This is a genomic window from Streptomyces sp. NPDC006516 (assembly GCF_040611875.1).
Taxonomy (GTDB): Bacteria; Actinomycetota; Actinomycetes; order Streptomycetales; family Streptomycetaceae; genus Streptomyces.
Map to the genome: position 1 here is coordinate 334,457 of NZ_JBEXPD010000002.1, position 17,069 is coordinate 351,525.

The 17,069-nt window shown below is 70.9% G+C and carries 16 protein-coding genes; 6 read left to right on the top strand and 10 right to left on the bottom strand.

The features are described 5' to 3' along the window. Positions 1-4: 4 nt before the first annotated feature. Entirely contained in the window at positions 5-1,504 is a 1,500-nt protein-coding gene (locus ABZY45_RS07620; protein WP_356737195.1) for a peptide MFS transporter, read from the bottom strand. Positions 1,505-1,660: 156 nt separating this feature from the next. Between ABZY45_RS07620 and ABZY45_RS07625 the strand changes: the two genes are divergently transcribed. From ABZY45_RS07625 to ABZY45_RS07645, 5 genes are all read left to right on the top strand, one after another. After that, positions 1,661-2,671, top strand: coding sequence for a polyprenyl synthetase family protein (locus ABZY45_RS07625; RefSeq protein ID WP_356737198.1), 1,011 nt, complete (start codon positions 1,661-1,663; stop codon positions 2,669-2,671). A gap of 200 nt (positions 2,672-2,871) precedes the next feature. Continuing rightward, a complete protein-coding gene (locus ABZY45_RS07630; RefSeq protein WP_356737200.1) occupies positions 2,872-4,098 on the top strand; it encodes a DUF2092 domain-containing protein in 1,227 nt (408 codons plus the stop codon). Positions 4,099-4,273: 175 nt separating this feature from the next. Next, positions 4,274-5,260, top strand: coding sequence for an ABC transporter ATP-binding protein (locus ABZY45_RS07635; RefSeq protein WP_356737202.1), 987 nt, complete (start codon positions 4,274-4,276; stop codon positions 5,258-5,260). Continuing rightward, positions 5,247-6,137 (top strand): ABC transporter permease, encoded by an 891-nt coding sequence (locus tag ABZY45_RS07640; RefSeq protein WP_356737204.1) that lies wholly within the window; start codon positions 5,247-5,249, stop codon positions 6,135-6,137. Before ABZY45_RS07635 ends, ABZY45_RS07640 begins: the two co-directional genes overlap by 14 nt. A 195-nt stretch (positions 6,138-6,332) precedes the next feature. Further along, entirely contained in the window at positions 6,333-6,959 is a 627-nt protein-coding gene (locus ABZY45_RS07645; RefSeq protein ID WP_356737206.1) for a TetR/AcrR family transcriptional regulator, read from the top strand. 110 nt (positions 6,960-7,069) lie between these two features. On the opposite strand, the gene ABZY45_RS07650 is transcribed toward ABZY45_RS07645, so the two are convergent. From ABZY45_RS07650 to ABZY45_RS07680, 7 genes are all read right to left on the bottom strand, one after another. Then, the gene (locus ABZY45_RS07650; protein ID WP_356737208.1) at positions 7,070-7,615 is read right to left on the bottom strand and encodes an NAD(P)H-dependent oxidoreductase; all 546 of its coding nucleotides are present in this window, start codon (positions 7,613-7,615) and stop codon (positions 7,070-7,072) included. Positions 7,616-7,728: 113 nt separating this feature from the next. Beyond that, positions 7,729-8,538: an HAD family hydrolase gene (locus ABZY45_RS07655; protein ID WP_356737210.1), complete on the bottom strand. Its 810-nt coding sequence runs from the start codon at positions 8,536-8,538 to the stop codon at positions 7,729-7,731. A 66-nt stretch (positions 8,539-8,604) separates the two neighbouring features. Then, positions 8,605-9,054 carry a VOC family protein gene (locus ABZY45_RS07660; RefSeq protein WP_356737212.1) on the bottom strand — a complete coding sequence of 150 codons (450 nt, stop codon included), beginning with the start codon at positions 9,052-9,054 and terminating at the stop codon, positions 8,605-8,607. A gap of 127 nt (positions 9,055-9,181) precedes the next feature. Further along, entirely contained in the window at positions 9,182-9,631 is a 450-nt protein-coding gene (locus ABZY45_RS07665) for a hypothetical protein (protein ID WP_356737214.1), read from the bottom strand. 56 nt (positions 9,632-9,687) lie between these two features. Continuing rightward, positions 9,688-11,259 (bottom strand): FAD-dependent monooxygenase, encoded by a 1,572-nt coding sequence (locus tag ABZY45_RS07670; RefSeq protein ID WP_356737216.1) that lies wholly within the window; start codon positions 11,257-11,259, stop codon positions 9,688-9,690. Between the two features lie 71 nt (positions 11,260-11,330). Then, positions 11,331-12,320 (bottom strand): EamA family transporter RarD, encoded by a 990-nt coding sequence (gene rarD, locus ABZY45_RS07675; RefSeq protein WP_356737218.1) that lies wholly within the window; start codon positions 12,318-12,320, stop codon positions 11,331-11,333. A 175-nt stretch (positions 12,321-12,495) separates the two neighbouring features. Beyond that, on the bottom strand, positions 12,496-13,356 hold the full coding sequence (locus ABZY45_RS07680) for an SDR family oxidoreductase (protein WP_356737220.1): 861 nt from the start codon (positions 13,354-13,356) through the stop codon (positions 12,496-12,498). A 121-nt stretch (positions 13,357-13,477) separates the two neighbouring features. Between ABZY45_RS07680 and ABZY45_RS07685 the strand changes: the two genes are divergently transcribed. After that, positions 13,478-13,873 carry a helix-turn-helix domain-containing protein gene (locus tag ABZY45_RS07685; protein WP_356737222.1) on the top strand — a complete coding sequence of 132 codons (396 nt, stop codon included), beginning with the start codon at positions 13,478-13,480 and terminating at the stop codon, positions 13,871-13,873. Positions 13,874-13,880: 7 nt separating this feature from the next. On the opposite strand, the gene ABZY45_RS07690 is transcribed toward ABZY45_RS07685, so the two are convergent. Both ABZY45_RS07690 and ABZY45_RS07695 read right to left on the bottom strand, forming a co-directional pair. Continuing rightward, positions 13,881-14,945, bottom strand: a complete 1,065-nt coding sequence (locus ABZY45_RS07690) for a 2-oxoacid:ferredoxin oxidoreductase subunit beta (RefSeq protein WP_356737224.1) — start codon at positions 14,943-14,945, stop codon at positions 13,881-13,883. After that, positions 14,938-16,893, bottom strand: coding sequence for a 2-oxoacid:acceptor oxidoreductase subunit alpha (locus tag ABZY45_RS07695; protein WP_356737226.1), 1,956 nt, complete (start codon positions 16,891-16,893; stop codon positions 14,938-14,940). Before ABZY45_RS07695 ends, ABZY45_RS07690 begins: the two co-directional genes overlap by 8 nt. Positions 16,894-17,069 lie beyond the last annotated feature (176 nt).

Here is a 17,069-nt window from a genome sequence, read left to right on the forward strand (position 1 = left end):
TACCTCAGTGGACGGGGTGCATGGTGCGCTTGAGCCAGGGAGCGGCGGCGACGACGGCCACACCGGCCACCACCGCGACGGCACCATTGACACCGAAGTAGGCGGGGTTGGAGACCTCGCCGTACAGCTTCACGATCTGTGCCTGGACGCCGTTGGCGAGGGCCAGGGACAGGAACCACAGCGCCATCGTCTGGCTGGCGAACGCCCTGGGGGCGAGCTTCGTGGTCGCGGACATGCCGGAGGTCTCCAGCAGGACGTCGCCGAGTCCGAGCAGCAGATAGGAGCCGACGATCCACCAGGCGGTCATCCGGTAGGTGTCGTCTGCGTGCCCGGAGGTCGGCAGGACCATCAGCAGGAAGGAGAGGCCGCCGAGGATCACCCCGATCGCGATCTTGTTCGCCGCGTGCGGCTGGCGCGGTCCCATGCGGGCCCAGACGGCCGCCACGACGGGCGCCAGCGCTACCTCGAAGGCGCCCAGCGCGGAGGCGTACCAGCTCGCCGGGAAGTGGAAGCCGAAGATCTCCGTCCGGGCGTTCGTCGAGGCCAGCAGCATCATCGTGGAGTAGGCCTGGAAGAGGATGAAGTTGAAGACGACGGACGCCAGGAACAGCACGACGTACGGCCGCAGCCTGCCGCGCTCCTCCGGGGTCACCCGGGGGCTCCGGAACATCACGACGAAGTACACGACGGGCGCGATCACCGAGACCAGCGTGAGCACGTCGACGAAACGGTCCATCGTCAGCCAGCCGGCCAGCACCAGGGCGGTGGCCACCAGGCCGGCCACGACGATGCCGATGACGATCAGCAGCACGGCCCGGCGCATGGGGCCGCGCGCGAGGGCGTACTCCGCCCCGTGCTTTCGCCCGGCCAGGTGACGCCGGCCCGCGACGTACTGGATCAGGCCGAGCGTCATGCCGAACGCGGCGGCCGAGAATCCCCAGTGCCAGCTCGCGTGGTCACCCAGCCAGCCGGTGACGAGCGGGCCGGCGAAGGCGCCGATGTTGATGGCCATGTAGTAGAGCGCGAAGCCGGCGTCCCGGCGGTCGTCCTCCGTGCGGTACAGCTTGCCGACCATCGAGGCCACGTTGGGCTTGAGCAGGCCCGTGCCGGCGCTGATCAGTCCGAGCCCCACCCAGGTCATCGTGGCGGTCGGCACGGCCATGGCGTAGTGGCCGCAGGCGATGAGGATGCCGCCGTACAGCACGGCGCGGTACGAGCCGAGGATGCGGTCGGCCAGCCAGCCACCGGCCACGGAGACCAGGTAGACCAGGGTGCCGTAGGCGGCGGACACCGAGGCGGCGGTGCCCGGCTCCATGCCCATGCCGCCGTCGGAGACCTGGTCGGCGAAGAAGAGGACCAGGATCGCCTGCATCCCGAGGAACGAGAAACGTTCCCAGACCTCCAGCCCGGACAGGGTCATCAGGCCCCGGGGCTGGCCGAAGAAGGCCGTGTCGTCGCCCGGCGGCGGCTGGGTCGGTTCGGTACCGGTCACGGTGTGGGACAAAGCGACAACTCCTGATCGTATGAGCTGATCCCGAACATACCGGCGGTGGCGGGAAGGCGCCCACGGTGATCCAAAGGGGACCGGATACGCTGAGTTGAGTGATGACAGCGACACATCGACATTCAGTGTGATCGTCAGCAGACAGGAGATCTCCTCGTGACCGTCGTCGGGCCGTTCGGACTGCGCGTGCGGGACCAGGCGCTTGAGGCCGATGTCCAGGCCGGTTTGGCCGCTGTCGAGGCGGGGCTGCTGGACGCGACCAAGAGTGAGGTCCCCTTCATCACGGAGGCCGCACAGCACCTGGTCAGTGCGGGCGGCAAGCGCTTCCGGCCGCTGCTGGTGATGCTCGCGTCCCAGTTCGGTGACCCCGACGCCCCGGGGGTCGTTCCCGCGGCCGTGGTCGTCGAGCTGACGCACCTGGCGACGCTGTACCACGACGACGTGATGGACGAGGCGGACGTGCGCCGCGGGGTGGACAGCGCCAACGCCCGCTGGGGCAACTCCGTCGCGGTGCTGACCGGCGACTTCCTCTTCGCGCGTGCCTCGCACATCCTGGCCGACCTCGGCCCGGAGGCCGTACGCATCCAGGCGGAGGCGTTCGAACGCCTGGTCACCGGTCAGATCCTGGAGACCGCGGGACCGCGGGACGGCCGAGACCCGGTCGACCACTACATGGACGTGCTGGGCGGCAAGACCGGCTCGCTGGTCGCCGTCTCCGGCCGGTTCGGCGCCCTGATGGCCGGAGCCGACGAATCGGTCGTCGACATCCTCACCCAGTATGGCGAACGCCTCGGCATCGCCTTCCAGCTCGCCGACGACGTCCTGGACATCGCCAGCGACTCCCACGAGTCGGGCAAGACACCGGGCACCGACCTGCGCGAGGGCATCCCCACCCTGCCCGTACTCCACCTGCGCGCGCGGGCGGCGGCCGGGGACGACCCCCAGGACAAGGAGCTCGTGGAGCTCCTGGACGGCGACCTCGGCGACGACGACAGGCTCGCGGAGGCGCTGCGCAGGCTGCGCGCCCACCCCGCGCTGGAGCAGGCGCGCCGGGACACCGTCCGCTACGCCCAGGAGGCCAGGGCCGCCCTGGCGCCGCTGCCCGAGTGCTATGCGAAGGCCGCGCTCGAAGAGCTGTGTGACGCTGTGGTGCACCGCGCGGGCTGAACCCCTAGGGGTGTCCGCGCCCTCCGTACTCCCGGGTCATCCCGGAGAGGTACACGGAGTTGCTCCCGAGGGCTGACGCTTGTTCCCGCCCGATTTGGTCAGATGGATGACAACCACTCCTGACCACATCGGGTGAGAATGGCGGCGGGGAGTGTACGTGCAACGGGATGGCAGCCGCCGACCACGGAGGTAGAGCACACATGGCACCGAACGACAGCGCAGAGACCAACGGCGAGGCCACGGGCACTGTCGTGGGCCGCCGGAAGGCGGCGCGCTACATCGTCCCCTTCGCGGTGGCGGGAGTGGTGGCGGCGACGATCGGACTCGTCCCGGCACTCGCGGACTCCGGCGACCCGGAGCTTCCCGACATCACGGCGCAGGAACTGATCGAGAAGATCGCCGCATCGGACGAGGAGCAGCTCTCCGGCACGCTGAAGGTCAGCACCGACCTCGGCATCCCCGCACTCGGCGGGCTCGCGGGCTCCTTCGCCCCGGAGGCGGGCGGCGACAAGTCGAGCGCCTCCCCGGACGCGAAGCTGATGGAGCTCGCCTCCGGGACCCACACGCTCCGCGTGGCGGTCGACGGCCCCGACAAGCAGCGGCTCTCGATCCTCGGCGAGGGCTCCGAGTACAGCGTCGTCCACAACGGCGACGACGTCTGGGGATACGACAGCGAGAGCAACGAGGTCTACCACGCGCGGTCCGACCGCGAGGCCGGCGCCGATGCCGGGAAGCGCGCGACCCCCGAAGGCCTGCCCGCCACCCCGAAGGAGTTCGCCGAAGAGGCACTCGCCGCGGCGGGCGACACCACGTCCGTCACGGTCGACGGCACGGCGCAGGTGGCGGGGCGTGACGCGTACCAGCTGCTGATCAAGCCGAAGCAGTCCGGTTCGACCGTCAAGTCCGTCACCGTCGCGGTCGACGCCTCGACCGGCGTACCGCTGAAGTTCACGCTGGCTCCGAGCAGCGGCGGCAAGGCCGCGATCGACGCCGGCTTCACCAAGGTCGACTTCGAGAAGCCCGCCGCGTCCTCCTTCACCTTCACCCCGCCCAAGGGCGCGAAGGTGACCGAGGCCGACGAGCTGGAGGCCGAGGCCGAGAAGAACGGCGGGACGGACAAGGCCCACGAGGACCTCGGCGCCCTGAAGGACTTCAAGGGCCTCGACGTCATCGGTGAGGGCTGGAACACCGTCGCCGAGATCGAGATCCCGGGCGGCGCCGGCCTTCCCGCGCAGGGCTCCGACGACATGCCGGCCCAGGCGCAGCAGTTCCTGGACGCCCTCGGCGACAAGGTCACCGGAGAGTTCGGCTCGGGCACGGTCTTCAAGACGCGCCTGGTCAACGCCCTGATGACGGACGACGGCAAGGTCTACGTCGGCGCGGTCACCCCGGACGCGCTGGTGAAGGCGGCCGACACCGCCAAGTAGGACGCACCGTACGCCCCGCCCCGCCGTACGCTCCGTACGGCGGGGCGGAGCCGTACCCGGCCGGTGCGGGAGCCGTACCCGGCCGGAGCGCCGGTGCGGGCCGCTCGGCGGCGCCAGGGAGACCCGTACGGTCGAGACACGCCCCGCGGACGGCGGGACGGGAGCGGGAGTGCGCATGACCGAGACACAGGCCGCGGCGGTGGAGCCGGGCACGGGGCCGGGGCCCGCCGCCGTGATCGAGACGCGCGGGCTCACCAAGCGCTACCGCGGCGGGCAGTTGGCCGTCGACGGGCTCGACCTCGCCGTCCCCGGCGGCAGTGTCTTCGGCTTCCTGGGGCCCAACGGCTCGGGCAAGACCACCACGATCCGGATGCTGATGGGCCTCATCGACCCGACCTCCGGCAGCGCGCGCGTCCTGGGCCGCCCGATGCCGGGGGCGGCCCGCACCGTGCTCCCGCAGGTCGGCGCACTGATCGAGGGCCCCGCGCTGTACGGCTTCCTGACGGGCCGCGCCAATCTCGTACGCGTCGACTCCGCCGACCCGACGGCCGATCCGCGCACCCGGCGCGCCCGTGTCGAGAACGCCCTGGAGCGGGTCGGGCTCGCGGCAGCGGCCGGCAAGAAGGCCAAGGCGTACTCGCTCGGGATGAAGCAGCGCCTCGGGCTCGCAGCCGCGCTGCTCCGGCCGCGCAAGCTGCTCGTGCTGGACGAGCCGACCAACGGCCTCGACCCGCAGGGCATGCGCGAGATCCGGTCGCTCATCCGGGAACTGGCGGCTGAAGGCACCACCGTCTTCCTCTCATCCCACCTGCTCGACGAGATCGAACAGGTCTGCACCCACGCGGCGGTGATGGCCCGTGGCCGGCTCGTCGTGCAGGGCCCCGTATCCGCACTCGCCGCGGGCACCCGAGGCCGGCTCGCCGTCACCACTCCGGACCCCGGCCCGGCCGCCCGCATCCTCGGGGAGCACGGTGCGACCGGGCTCGTCACCGACGGGGACCGGGTGAGCGCCGACGCGCCACCGGGTGAGGTGGAGCTCGCGGACCTCAACGCCGCGCTGGTGCGCGGGGGCGTCCGCGTACGCGCCTTCGGCGTCGAACGGGCCTCGCTGGAGGACGCCTTCGTCGCACTCACGGGAGAGGGATTCGATGTCGCAGGCTGAACTCACCGCCGTATCCGGGCCCCGCACGCCGCGCCGCGCGCTGTGGACCCTCGGGATCCTCCGTTCCGAGCTGACCACCATGCTCCGCCGGGGGCGCACCCTGGCGCTGCTCGGAGTGCTCGCGGCCGTGCCGGTGCTCATCGGGATCGCCGTCCGGATCGAGACGGGCGACGGCTCGCAGGGCGGGCCCGGGGGCGGTGGGGGCGGACCGGCGTTCCTCTCCCAGGTCACCAACAACGGCCTGTTCCTGGTCTTCGCGGCCCTCTCCGCGACGCTCCCCGTCTTCCTCCCCATGGCCGTCGGCGTCATCGCGGGGGACTCCGTCGCGGGCGAGGCCGGCGCCGGGACCCTGCGGTATCTGCTGGTCGCCCCGGCGGGCCGTACCCGGCTGCTGCTCGCGAAGTACGCGTCCGTGCTCGTGTTCTGCCTGCTCGCCACCCTCGTGGTGGCCGCGTCGGCGCTCGCCACCGGGGCGCTGCTCTTCCCGGTCGGAGAGGTCACGACGATCTCGGGGACGCGCATCGGCTTCGGCGACGGACTGCTGCGGGCCGGCCTGATCGCGGTCGTTGTGGCCGTGTCCCTCGGCGGGTTCGCGGCACTGGGTCTGTTCGTATCGACGCTCACCAACAGCGGGATCGCGGCGATGGCCGCCACCGTGGGGGTGCTGGTCACCGTGCAGATCCTGGACGCGATGCCGCAGCTGGACGCGATCCACCCGTATCTCTTCCCGCACTACTGGCTGTCCTTCACGGACCTGCTGCGCGACCCGGTCTACTGGGACGAGATGGTCCGGAATCTGGGTCTGCAGGCGATCTACGCGGCGGTGTTCGGCTCAGCGGCCTGGGCGCGTCTCACGACGAAGGACATCACCGTCTGAACGGCCTCACGCGTGCTGTCCGCGCCGTCGGCCGGTCGAGCCGTCCCCCGATCGGCTCGTCGCGGCACGAACGGCACGAACGGTGCGGCACGGAGCGTCACGACACGGTACGTTCCGTTTCCAGCCTGGTCATTGTTCGACTTCTGGCGACGACCTGTCAACAAGCGGTGGGTGTAATCCCCCTATGCTCACCGAATGATCACATCGCCGAGTTCCCTGCGTCGCAGTGAGAGGTCGAGGCGGGCGACGCTGGACGCCGCTCTGGAGCTGTGTACGGAGAAGGGCTACGGCCGCGTCACCGTCGAGGGCATCGCGGCCCGCGCCGGTGTGAGCAAGAAGACGATCTACCGGTGGTGGCCCTCGAAAGCCGCGGTGCTGCTGGAGGCGTTCGCCGAAGTGCTCATCGACGCCACGCCGTTCGTCGACACCGGTGACATCGACGCCGACCTGCGGACCCATGTGAACGGCGCGGTGAGGCTGTTCTCCACCGCCCCCTACGGGCCCGCGTACGCCGGCATCCTCTCGGAGCTGCACCACGACGACGTCCTCGCGCGGGCCGTGCGCGAGCAGCTGGTCGGCCCACGCTTCGAAGCCGCCGTGGGGCGCCTGCGCAGTGCTCAGGAGCAGGGGCAGATACCCCTGGGCGCCGACCTGCCGCTCGCGGTGGAGATGCTCTACGGGCCGGTCTACTACCGCGCGGTGCTGCGGAAGCCCGCCCAGGACGAGGCGACGGTCGCCGCCCTGGTGGCCCATGTCCTGCGGTCCCTGCGCGCCGCCCCGGGCGACGCCTCGGCGGACGCTCCGGGCCGCCCCGGCGGCTGAAGGCCCGGACCTTCGCCCTGCCAACGCGAAGGCCCCGGCGTGAAGGGTCCGACCTCGGCCCGGCCACGTCAGCCGAGTCCTCGGCCGGCCGCGCGCAGGTCTCGACCGCGTCAGCCGAAGAAGTCCTTCGCCCGGGCTGTGGCGGCGGTGTCGGACAGCACGTCACCGGGCTTGCTGCCGTTGCCCAGCAGCACCCCGCCCCACCACATCCCGAGATAGCGCGCGGAATTCCGCAGCGTGCCCACGAGGGGGTCGGCGACCGCCGGGTCGGCGTCGGCGAGTGCGGTGACCCCCCAGAGCGTCTTCCCCGCCATCCGCCGCTCGAAGTCGACGCCGGGGGTCTCCAGCCAGCCCGACCAGTGGTCCAGATAGCGCTTGGCGGAGGTGGAGACCGCGTACCAGTAGAGCGGTGAGGCGATGACCACGTCGGTCGCCGCGAGTGTCGCCTCCAGCAGGGTCGCCGCGTGCCCGGTGGGTGTGGAGTGGCCCTCCGAGTGCCGCCGGTCCTCGAAGTCGGGCAGCGGGAGGTCCCGCAGGTCCAGCCACCGCTGCTCGGTGCCGGCCGGCAGCTGTTCGGCCGCGAGCCGGGCGAGCGTCTGCGTGTTGCCGCCGGGGCGGCTGCTGCCGAGCAGGAAGAGGAAGGTGCGCGTGGCCATGCTGTGCCCCCAGTTGTATGCATACGACTTTTACCTGCGTACGCATCATATGCATGTGCATGAAGTTATGAGGGGGATTTCCGGCCGTCGTCGGTCCCGGAGGGGAACGGCCCCTAGGCGAACACCCGCTCCAGGACGACCGCGACCCCGTCGTCCTCGTTGGACAGCGTGATCTCGTCGGCCTCCGCCTTGAGTTCCGCGTGCGCGCCGGCCATCGCCACCCGGTGCCCGGAGAGGCGGAACATGGGCAGGTCGTTGGGCATGTCGCCGAACGCCACCGCCCCCGCCGGATCGCGGCCCAGCAGCCGGGCCGCCCGCGCGATCCCGGTGCCCTTGTCCACGCCGTACGGCGCCAGTTCCACCGTGCCCGGACCTGCCATCGTGACGGAGGCCAGGTCACCGACGGCGCCTCGCGCGGCGGCGGCCAGCTCGTCGTCCGTCAGGGCGGGGTGGCGTATGAGCACCTTGATGACCGGTGCCGCCCACAGCTCCTCGCGCCTTTCGGCCCGCTGGGCGGGGAGCGTGGGGTGCGGCATACGGTAGCCCCGCTCGATCAGGGTCCGGCCGTCGGCGCCGTCCTGGTCGACCGCGGCGAACACCTGGCCCACCTCGGCCTCGATCTTGCCGAGCGCCGCGTCGGCCAGCTCCCGGTCCAGCGTCACCGAACTCACCATGCGGCCGGCCCCGGCGTCGTACACCTGAGCACCCTGTCCGCAGACCGCGAGGCCGTCGTAGCCGAGGTGCGCCAGCAGGGCGCGTATGCCCGGCACCGGGCGCCCCGTGACGATCAGGTGCCGGGCACCCGCCGCCGCCGCACGGGCGAGGGCGGCGCGGGAGCGGGGGCTCACGGAGTCGTCGGAACGCAGCAGGGTGCCGTCCAGATCCGTGGCGACGAGGGTGTATACGGCGGGTGGCGTGAACATGAGGGTCAGCCTAGAGAGATCGGCTTCCCGCCGTACCTCGCTGACCTGCGCGGACGGTCGGGCCTGTCAGTGGACGCAGAACTCGTTGCCCTCCGGGTCCAGGAGCACCTGCCAGGAGCCCCCGGGGTGGTCGACGGTCCTCAGCACGCCCGCGCCCAGGCGCACGAGCCGCTCCACCTCGACCTCGCGCTCGCCGGGGGCCGAGTGGACGTCCATGTGGAGGCGGTTCTTCACCGACTTCACCTCCGGTACGCGCTGGAAGAGCAGCCGGCGCCCGAGCCCCGTCCCGCTCTTCTGGTCGTACGGATCGTCCGGATGCCGCACCGCGGCGAGATCGCGCCAGGCCCGGCGTCCGTGCGGCTGGACAGTGGCGGCCTCGGGCACGGCCCCGGCGCCGAGCAGTTCCTCGATCAGGGCGCTGTTGTCCTCCACGAGGTAGCCCAGCGCCTCGGCCCAGAAGTCGGCCTGGGCGTGCGGGTCTCCGGCATCGATCACGAGCTTCCAGTGCAGCGTCATGAGATGTTCATACTGGTTGCGCGGAGAGGACGGCAACGGCCACGCCCGGCGCGCCGCGCGGTTCGTGGGCCGGCGCCCTCAGCCCGGCGGCCGACGTCCGCAGTCGGGCGTCCGCAGTCCGGCTTCCTCACTCCGGCGGACAGGTCTCGCAGACGTGCCCGCCCAGTGCGGCCAGCAGCTGTCCGGCTGCCTTCCGCACCTCGGGATCCCCGTCGACAGCCAGCCGCTCGGCCGTCTGCCGGCCCGCCAGCACCGCCAGGTGTGCGTCCCTGGCCCACTCCGGGTGGTGGGCGTGGCCGTGGGCGAGGATCGTCCGCAGCAGTCCGAGCACACCGGCCCGGTCCTTCACCGTCTCCATGGCGGCCAGTTCCCAGAGGAACGGCACGGTGGCGACCGTCGCGTCGAACACCGACATCGCGGCTATCCACAGGCGCAGCTCGCTCAGCGCGTCCTCGGCCGACTCGCTGTCGCCCCAGGCGATGCGCGAGAGCAGTCCGGGGACCTGGGACGCGGAGCCCTGGGCATGGCGCAGCTCATGCCACTGAACGTGCCTCATGTCCTTCAGGATGGTCCCCATCCGGGCACTCAATCAGCCTTTGCGTGCCCCGTCCACCATGCCTGCCCCCCTCACCGTTACCGGCCTCCGGACCCGTCGAGCACGGCCAGATACTCCCGCACCGCGCGCGGGTCGCCGGCCCCCGAGATCAGTCCCACGTGACCGTCCGGCCGGATCACGACGACCGCGTCCCCGTCGATGCCGTACGCCGCGCGGGCCAGCCGGCGCCGGTCGTGCAGGGCGTGCGGACCGGCTCCCGCCCTCTCGGACTCCGTGGCTCCGGGACCGAGGATCCGGCAGGCGCGCACCGCGTCGCCGTGGACGGACGCGGCCTCCCGCAGCGAAGGCTCACTGCCCGCGCCGAAGCCCAGCACCGTGAAGTGCGGACCGGCGAAGGTGCGGAACAGGCGGGTGGGCGCACCGCTCGCCGCCTCGTGGCAGGGGGCGTCGGGCGCGCGGTCGCCGGACCGCACCTCGCCCTCGCCTCCGGGGCGGGCGAGGGAACTCCACCGGTAACCCAGGTCGAGTCCCGAGGTCGAGGGGCTGAGGGCGGCGTCGAGTCCGCCGCCCGGCTTCCTGATCGCCTCCAGCGTGGCCCGCAGCCGCTCCGAGGTGAGGTCCAGCGTCCAGGCGGCGACCGGCAGCCGCTCCTCCTCGTAGGAGTCCAGCAGTTCCGAGCCGGCCCGGCCCCGCACCACCTGGGCGAGCTTCCAGCCGAGGTTGAAGGCGTCCTGGATGCCGGTGTTCATGCCGAGACCGCCCGCGATCGCGTGCACATGGGCGGCGTCCCCTGCCAGCAGCACCCGGCCCACCCGGTAGCGGTCCACCATGCGCACGTTGACGCGGTAGGTCGAGAGCAGTGTGGCGTCGGTGAGGCGGGCGGCGGGCAGCCGGGTGTGCCGTGCGAAGAGCCGCCGGAAGCCGTCGAGGGAAGGGGGCAGCGGGCGGCCGTCAGCGCCCCTCTCGGGGCCGGACTGGAACCACCAGCCCGCCCGGGTGCCGGGGACGGGACAGAGCATCACGGCTCCGTCCTCGTCGAACCACTGGTGCCAGATGTCCCGGTCCAGCACACCTGGCGTGATCTCGACGTCGCCGCAGACCATCACCTGCTCCTCGTCCGTCTCACCCTCGAACGGGATGCCCATCAGCTTGCGTACACGGCTGTGGGCGCCGTCGCAGCCCACCACGTACCGAGCCTCGGTGCGGGAGCCGTCGGCGCAGGTCACGGTCACCGTGCCGGCGTCCTCAGCGAGGCCCACCACCTCGGTGCCGGTCTCGACACGCACGCCGTGCTCGCCGAGACGGTCGCGCAGGATCTCCTCCAGCCGCCACTGGGCGATCAGCCGTCCCCTGTCGTAGGGCGCATCCGGTGTCGGCGCGGAGCCGGCGTACGGGTCGGCGTCGGCGACGGGCGCGCCGTCGCGGTACTTGCGCATCGGGAGGGGCGCCGCGCTCGCCGCCATCACCCGGTCGAGGACGCCGAGATCCTCCAGCACCTCAAGAGAACGGGGGTTGGGCCCCTTGGACCGGGAGCTGCGCGGATGCTCCGGCGACCTGTCCACGATCCGCACGGCGATCCCGCGCCGGGCGAGATCGCAGGCCAGCGTCAGTCCGGTCGGGCCCGCACCCACGATCAGTACGTCGGTCATGACTGCTCCTCGGTTCGCGTCGTCCTGCCAGGACAGGAAAACGCAACCGAGTCAAAAAAGCAACCAAGTAACTATTTTACGCCCGAGGGGTCCGCTTCCGCGGGGCGGGCGGAAGCCGTCCCCGCCGGTGTGGCCGCCTCCGCCGCCCGTACGGCCAGGCGCAGCGCCTCCGCCCTGGTCCGCCGCGCCGTGCGCAGCGCGTCCCAGGTCAGGATCATCAGCGCCACCCAGACCAGCGCGAACCCGGCCCACCGCTCGGGCGGCATCTCCTCGTGGAAGTAGAGGATGCCCAGGGTGAACTGGAAGACCGGTGCCAGGTACTGGAGCAGGCCCAGCACGGACAGCGGAACCCGGATGGCCGCGGCCCCGAAGCAGACGAGCGGGATCGCGGTGACGAGGCCCGTGGCGGCGAGCAGTGCGCCGTGCCCCGCGCCTCCGTACAGGAAGGTCGCGTCGCCGCTCGCCCCCAGCCACAGCAGGAAGCCGAGCGCGGGCAGGAAGAGGACGGCGGTCTCGGCGGCCAGGGACTCCAGGCCGCCCATGCCGACCTTCTTCTTCACCAGGCCGTAGACGGCGAACGAGAAGGCCAGCACCAGGGAGATCCACGGCGGCTGCCCGTAGCCGACGGCCAGTACGAGCACCGCCGCGAAACCGGTCGCCACCGCGGTCCACTGCGCCGGACGCAGCCGCTCGCCGAGCAGCAGGACGCCCATGGCGATGGTGACCAGGGGGTTGATGAAGTAGCCGAGGGACGCCTCGACGACGTGGCCGTTGTTGACGGCCCAGATGTAGAGCCCCCAGTTGACCGATATGACGGTCGCGGCGATCGCGATCAGCCCCAGCCGCCGGGGCCGGCGGACGAGCTCGCCGATCCAGGCCCAGCGGCGCAGGAACAGCAGGGCGATCCCGACGACACCCAGCGACCAGACCATGCGGTGGGCGAGGATCTCCACCGCACCAGACGGTTCCAGCAGCGGCCAGAAGAGGGGCACGAGCCCCCACATCCCGTACGCGCCTATTCCGTACAGCAGGCCTGCCCGCTGTTCGTTCTTCCCGTCCACGGGCCCTCCCGGCACTCCTGGTCGGCGATCGTCCGACTGCACGACGGTAGCGCCGCGAGGGCTCCGTGTCATAGCCGTCTCACGGAAACGGTCGTGACACCGAGCGGATGGCCGCCCGCTCAGGCGGTGCCGGGTGCGTCGGCGACCGACTCGGCCGGGTGCCTCGGCGGCCGGCTCAGGCGGTGGCGAGTGCCTCGGCGACCGTCTCGGCCAGGGGAGTGGTCGGCCGGCCGATCAGGCGGGCCAGGTCCCCGCTCGTCCCGGCCAGCAGGCCGCGCTCGATCGCCGCGTCGACGTCGACGAGGATCGCCGCGAAGGGCTCGGGCAGACCGGCGCCGACGAGGATCTCCTGATGCGTGGCGGCCGGGACGTTGTTGTAGACGATCTCCTTGCCCGTGGCCTCGGACACCACGGCCGCGTACTCGGCCAGCGACCACGCGGTGTCCCCGCTGAGCTCGTACGTCGCGCCGAGGTGTCCCTCACCGGTCAGTACGGCGGCCGCGGCGGCCGCGTAGTCCCCGCGTGTGGCGGAGGCGATGCGGCCCTCGCCGGCGTTGGCGACGACGGCGCCGTGCTCCAGGACCGGCGCCAGGTTCGCGGTGTAGTTCTCGGTGTACCAGCCGTTGCGCAGGAAGGTGTGGGGGATCCCGGAGTCGAGGATCAGCCGCTCGGTCTCCTTGTGCTCGGCGGCCAGCTCGAAGTCCGCGTCCGGGCCGCCCAGTACGCCCGTGTACGCGAGCTGCGCCACACCCGCGGCCTTGGCGGCGTCGATCACCGCGGTGTGCTGGGGGATACGCCGGCCGACCTGGTCGGCGGAGACCAGCAGCACGCGGTCACCGGCGCGGAAGGCGCCGGCGAGGGTCTCGGGCCGGTCGTAGTCGGCGACACGGATCTCGACGCCCCGGGCGGCGAGAGGCGCGGCCTTCTCCTTGTCGCGGACGACCGCGGCGATCGATTCCGCCGGGACCTCGGCGAGCAGCCGCTCGACGACGAGACGGCCGAGCTGTCCTGTTGCTCCTGTGACGACGATGCTCATGCGTTTCTCCTGGTGATGCGTGCGCTGATCCTGGGAACGGACTCTCTGCACTCACTGTAGGAGGTGCACTTTCTATCCGAAAGTACCAACTTTGAAGTAAGGTACTGGTGTGGACGTAAGTATGAGCAGAACCCCCAGCGTGAACCAGCCGATGTGCCCCTCCCGGCTGGTCCTCGAACACGTCACCAGCCGCTGGGGGGTGCTCGTGCTCGCGACACTGCTCGAACGCCCGCACCGCTTCAGCGAGCTGCGCCGGGCCGTGGGCGGGGTCAGCGAGAAGATGCTGGCCCAGACGCTCCAGACGCTGGAGCGTGACGGCTTCGTGCACCGGGACGCCAAGCCCGTCATCCCGCCGCGGGTGGACTACTCGCTCACCCCGCTCGGCAGGGAGGCCGCGGAGCAGGTCTGGGGGCTCGCCAGGTGGACGGAGCGCCGGCTGGACGCGGTCGAGACGGCCCGCGAGGCATACGACGAGGCCCGGAGCCGACCGGCTCCGGGCCTCGGTGATCAGGAGTGACGGCCGGTCAGCCGACCACGGTCCAGGTGTCGTTGCCCGCCAGCAGGGCGCTCAGGTCACCCTTGCCGTGCTGCTCGATCGCGGCGTCGAGCTGGTCGGACATGAGCGCGTCGTAGACCGGGCGCTCCACGCTGCGCAGGACGCCGATCGGCGTGTGGTGCAGCGTGTCGGCGTCGGCCAGCCGGGACAGCGCGAACGCCGTCGTGGGGCTGGGATTGTGGGCATCGTGCACGAGGACGCGTGACTGGTTCTCCTCCGTCACCGTGACGACGCTCAGGTCGCCCGTCAAAGGGTCGCGGACGACGCCCTTCCCGCCGTCGGCCCCGAAGCGGATCGGCTTGCCGTGTTCGAGGCGGATGACCGCCTCCTCGGCCCGCTCCTTGTCCTTGAGGACCTCGAAGGCGCCGTCGTTGAAGATGTTGCAGTTCTGGTAGATCTCCACCAGGGCGGTGCCCGGGTGCTCCGCCGCAGCCCGCAGCACACTCGTGAGGTGCTTGCGGTCCGAGTCGACCGTGCGGGCGACGAATGACGCCTCGGCGCCCAGCGCCAGCGAGACCGGGTTGAAGGGGGCGTCGAGCGAGCCCATCGGCGTCGACTTGGTGATCTTGCCGACCTCGGACGTGGGGCTGTACTGGCCCTTGGTCAGCCCGTAGATCCGGTTGTTGAACAGCAGGATCTTGAGGTTGACGTTGCGGCGCAGGGCGTGGATGAGGTGGTTGCCGCCGATGGACAGGGCGTCGCCGTCCCCGGTGACGACCCAGACGGACAGGTCGCGCCGGGAGGTGGCCAGGCCCGTCGCGATGGAGGGCGCGCGGCCGTGGATGGAGTGCATCCCGTAGGTGTTCATGTAGTACGGGAAGCGGGACGAACAGCCGATGCCGGAGACGAACGTGATGTTCTCCCTGGCCAGCCCCAGTTCGGGCATGAAGCCCTGCACGGCCGCGAGGACCGCGTAGTCACCGCAGCCCGGGCACCAGCGCACCTCCTGGTCGGACTTGAAGTCCTTCATGGACTGCTTGCCCTCGGCCTTGGGGACCAGCTGGAGGAGCTCGTTGGCGTTTGTGTCAGGCACCGATGGCCTCCTTGAGGACTGTGGCGAGCTGCTCGGCCTTGAACGGCATTCCGTTGACCTGGTTGTAACTCTGGGCGTCCACGAGGTACTTGGCCCTGATCAGCATCGCGAGCTGACCGAGATTCATCTCCGGGACGACGACCTTGTCGTACCGCTTCAGCACCTCACCGAGATTCCGGGGGAACGGGTTGAGATGGCGCAGGTGGGCCTGCGCGATGCTCTCTCCGCCCGCGCGGAGCCGCCGTACCGCCGCGGTGATGGGCCCGTACGTCGAACCCCAGCCCAGGACCAGGGTCCTCGCGCCGGCCGGGTCGTCGACCTCCAGGTCGGGGACCTCGATGCCGTCGACCTTCGCCTGACGGGTGCGGACCATGAAGTCGTGGTTGGCCGGATCGTAGGAGATGTTGCCCGTGCCGTCCTGCTTCTCGATCCCGCCGATCCGGTGTTCGAGCCCGGGGGTGCCCGGTACGGCCCAGGGGCGCGCCAGGGTCTCCGGGTCCCGCTTGTACGGCCAGAACACCTCGGTGCCGTCGGCGAGTTCGTGGTTCGGGCCGCTCGCGAACCGCGTCCGCAGATCCGGAAGACTGTCGGCCTCGGGGATCCGCCACGGCTCGGAGCCGTTCGCCAGGTAGCCGTCGGAGAGCAGGAACACCGGCGTCCGGTAGGTCAGCGCGATGCGGGCGGCGTCCAGGGCGGCGTCGAAGCAGTCCGCCGGGGTCCTCGGCGCCACGATCGGCACCGGTGCCTCGCCGTTACGCCCGTACATGGCCTGAAGCAGATCCGCCTGCTCGGTCTTGGTCGGCAGACCGGTGGAGGGGCCGCCGCGCTGGATGTCGATGATCAGCAGCGGCAGTTCCAGCGAGACCGCCAGCCCGATCGTCTCCGACTTCAGCGCCACACCCGGACCTGACGTGGTCGTCACCCCCAGGGACCCGCCGAACGCGGCGCCGAGCGCCGCCCCGATCCCGGCGATCTCGTCCTCCGCCTGGAACGTCCGCACGCCGAAGTTCTTGTGCTTGCTGAGCTCATGCAGAATGTCCGACGCCGGAGTGATCGGATAGGACCCCAGATAGACCGGCAGCTCGGCCTGCCGGCCCGCCGCGATCAGGCCGTACGACAGGGCGAGGTTCCCCGAGATATTGCGGTAGGTGCCCGTGGGGAATGCCTGTGACGCCGGTGCGACCTCGTACGAGACGGCGAAATCCTCCGTCGTCTCACCGAAATTCCAGCCCGCACGGAAGGCCGCCACGTTCGCCTCGGCGATGTCCGGCTTCTTGGCGAACTTGGACCGGAGGAATGCCTCCGTCCCCTCGGTCGGACGGTTGTACATCCAGGACAACAGCCCGAGCGCGAACATATTCTTCGACCGCTCGGCCTCCTTGCGGGAAAGCCCGAACTCCTTGAGTGCCTCGATCGTCAATGTCGTCAAGGGCACCGGGTGGACGTTGTACGCCTCCAGGGACCCGTCCTCGAGAGGGGACTCGTCATATCCGACTTTCGCCATGGGGCGCTTGGTGAATTCGTCGGTGTTCACAATGATGTCGGCCCCGCGTGGCACATCGGCGATATTCGCCTTCAGTGCGGCGGGATTCATCGCGACCAGCACATTCGGTGCGTCACCCGGAGTGAGGATGTCGTGGTCCGCGAAATGCAGCTGGAACGACGACACACCCGGAAGGGTGCCTGCGGGCGCCCGGATCTCGGCCGGGAAGTTCGGCAGCGTCGACAGGTCGTTCCCGAACGACGCCGTCTCCGACGTGAAGCGGTCACCTGTGAGCTGCATGCCGTCACCGGAGTCACCCGCGAAACGGATGATCACCCGGTCGAGACGACGGACTTCCTTCTCGATGGCGCCCGTACGATCAATGTGCGGGGCGCGTTGCTCCCCGACGACAGCCTCGCTGGCCTCATCGGACTTACCGGCTGGGCTACTGACCTGGCTGGTCACTGAACTGGACCTCCCTGGGGCGGCGGCTCGAGGACCGGCCGGCCCGCCGGCGGTCCAGGCACCACCCTACTTCTGTAAGGGTCGCCTTCCTCGGACCGGTCATATGGTGGACGCGTTTTCCGGACAGGAATTCGTGACGGCCATATTCCCGGGGCCCCGGTCACCAGGGGGTACGG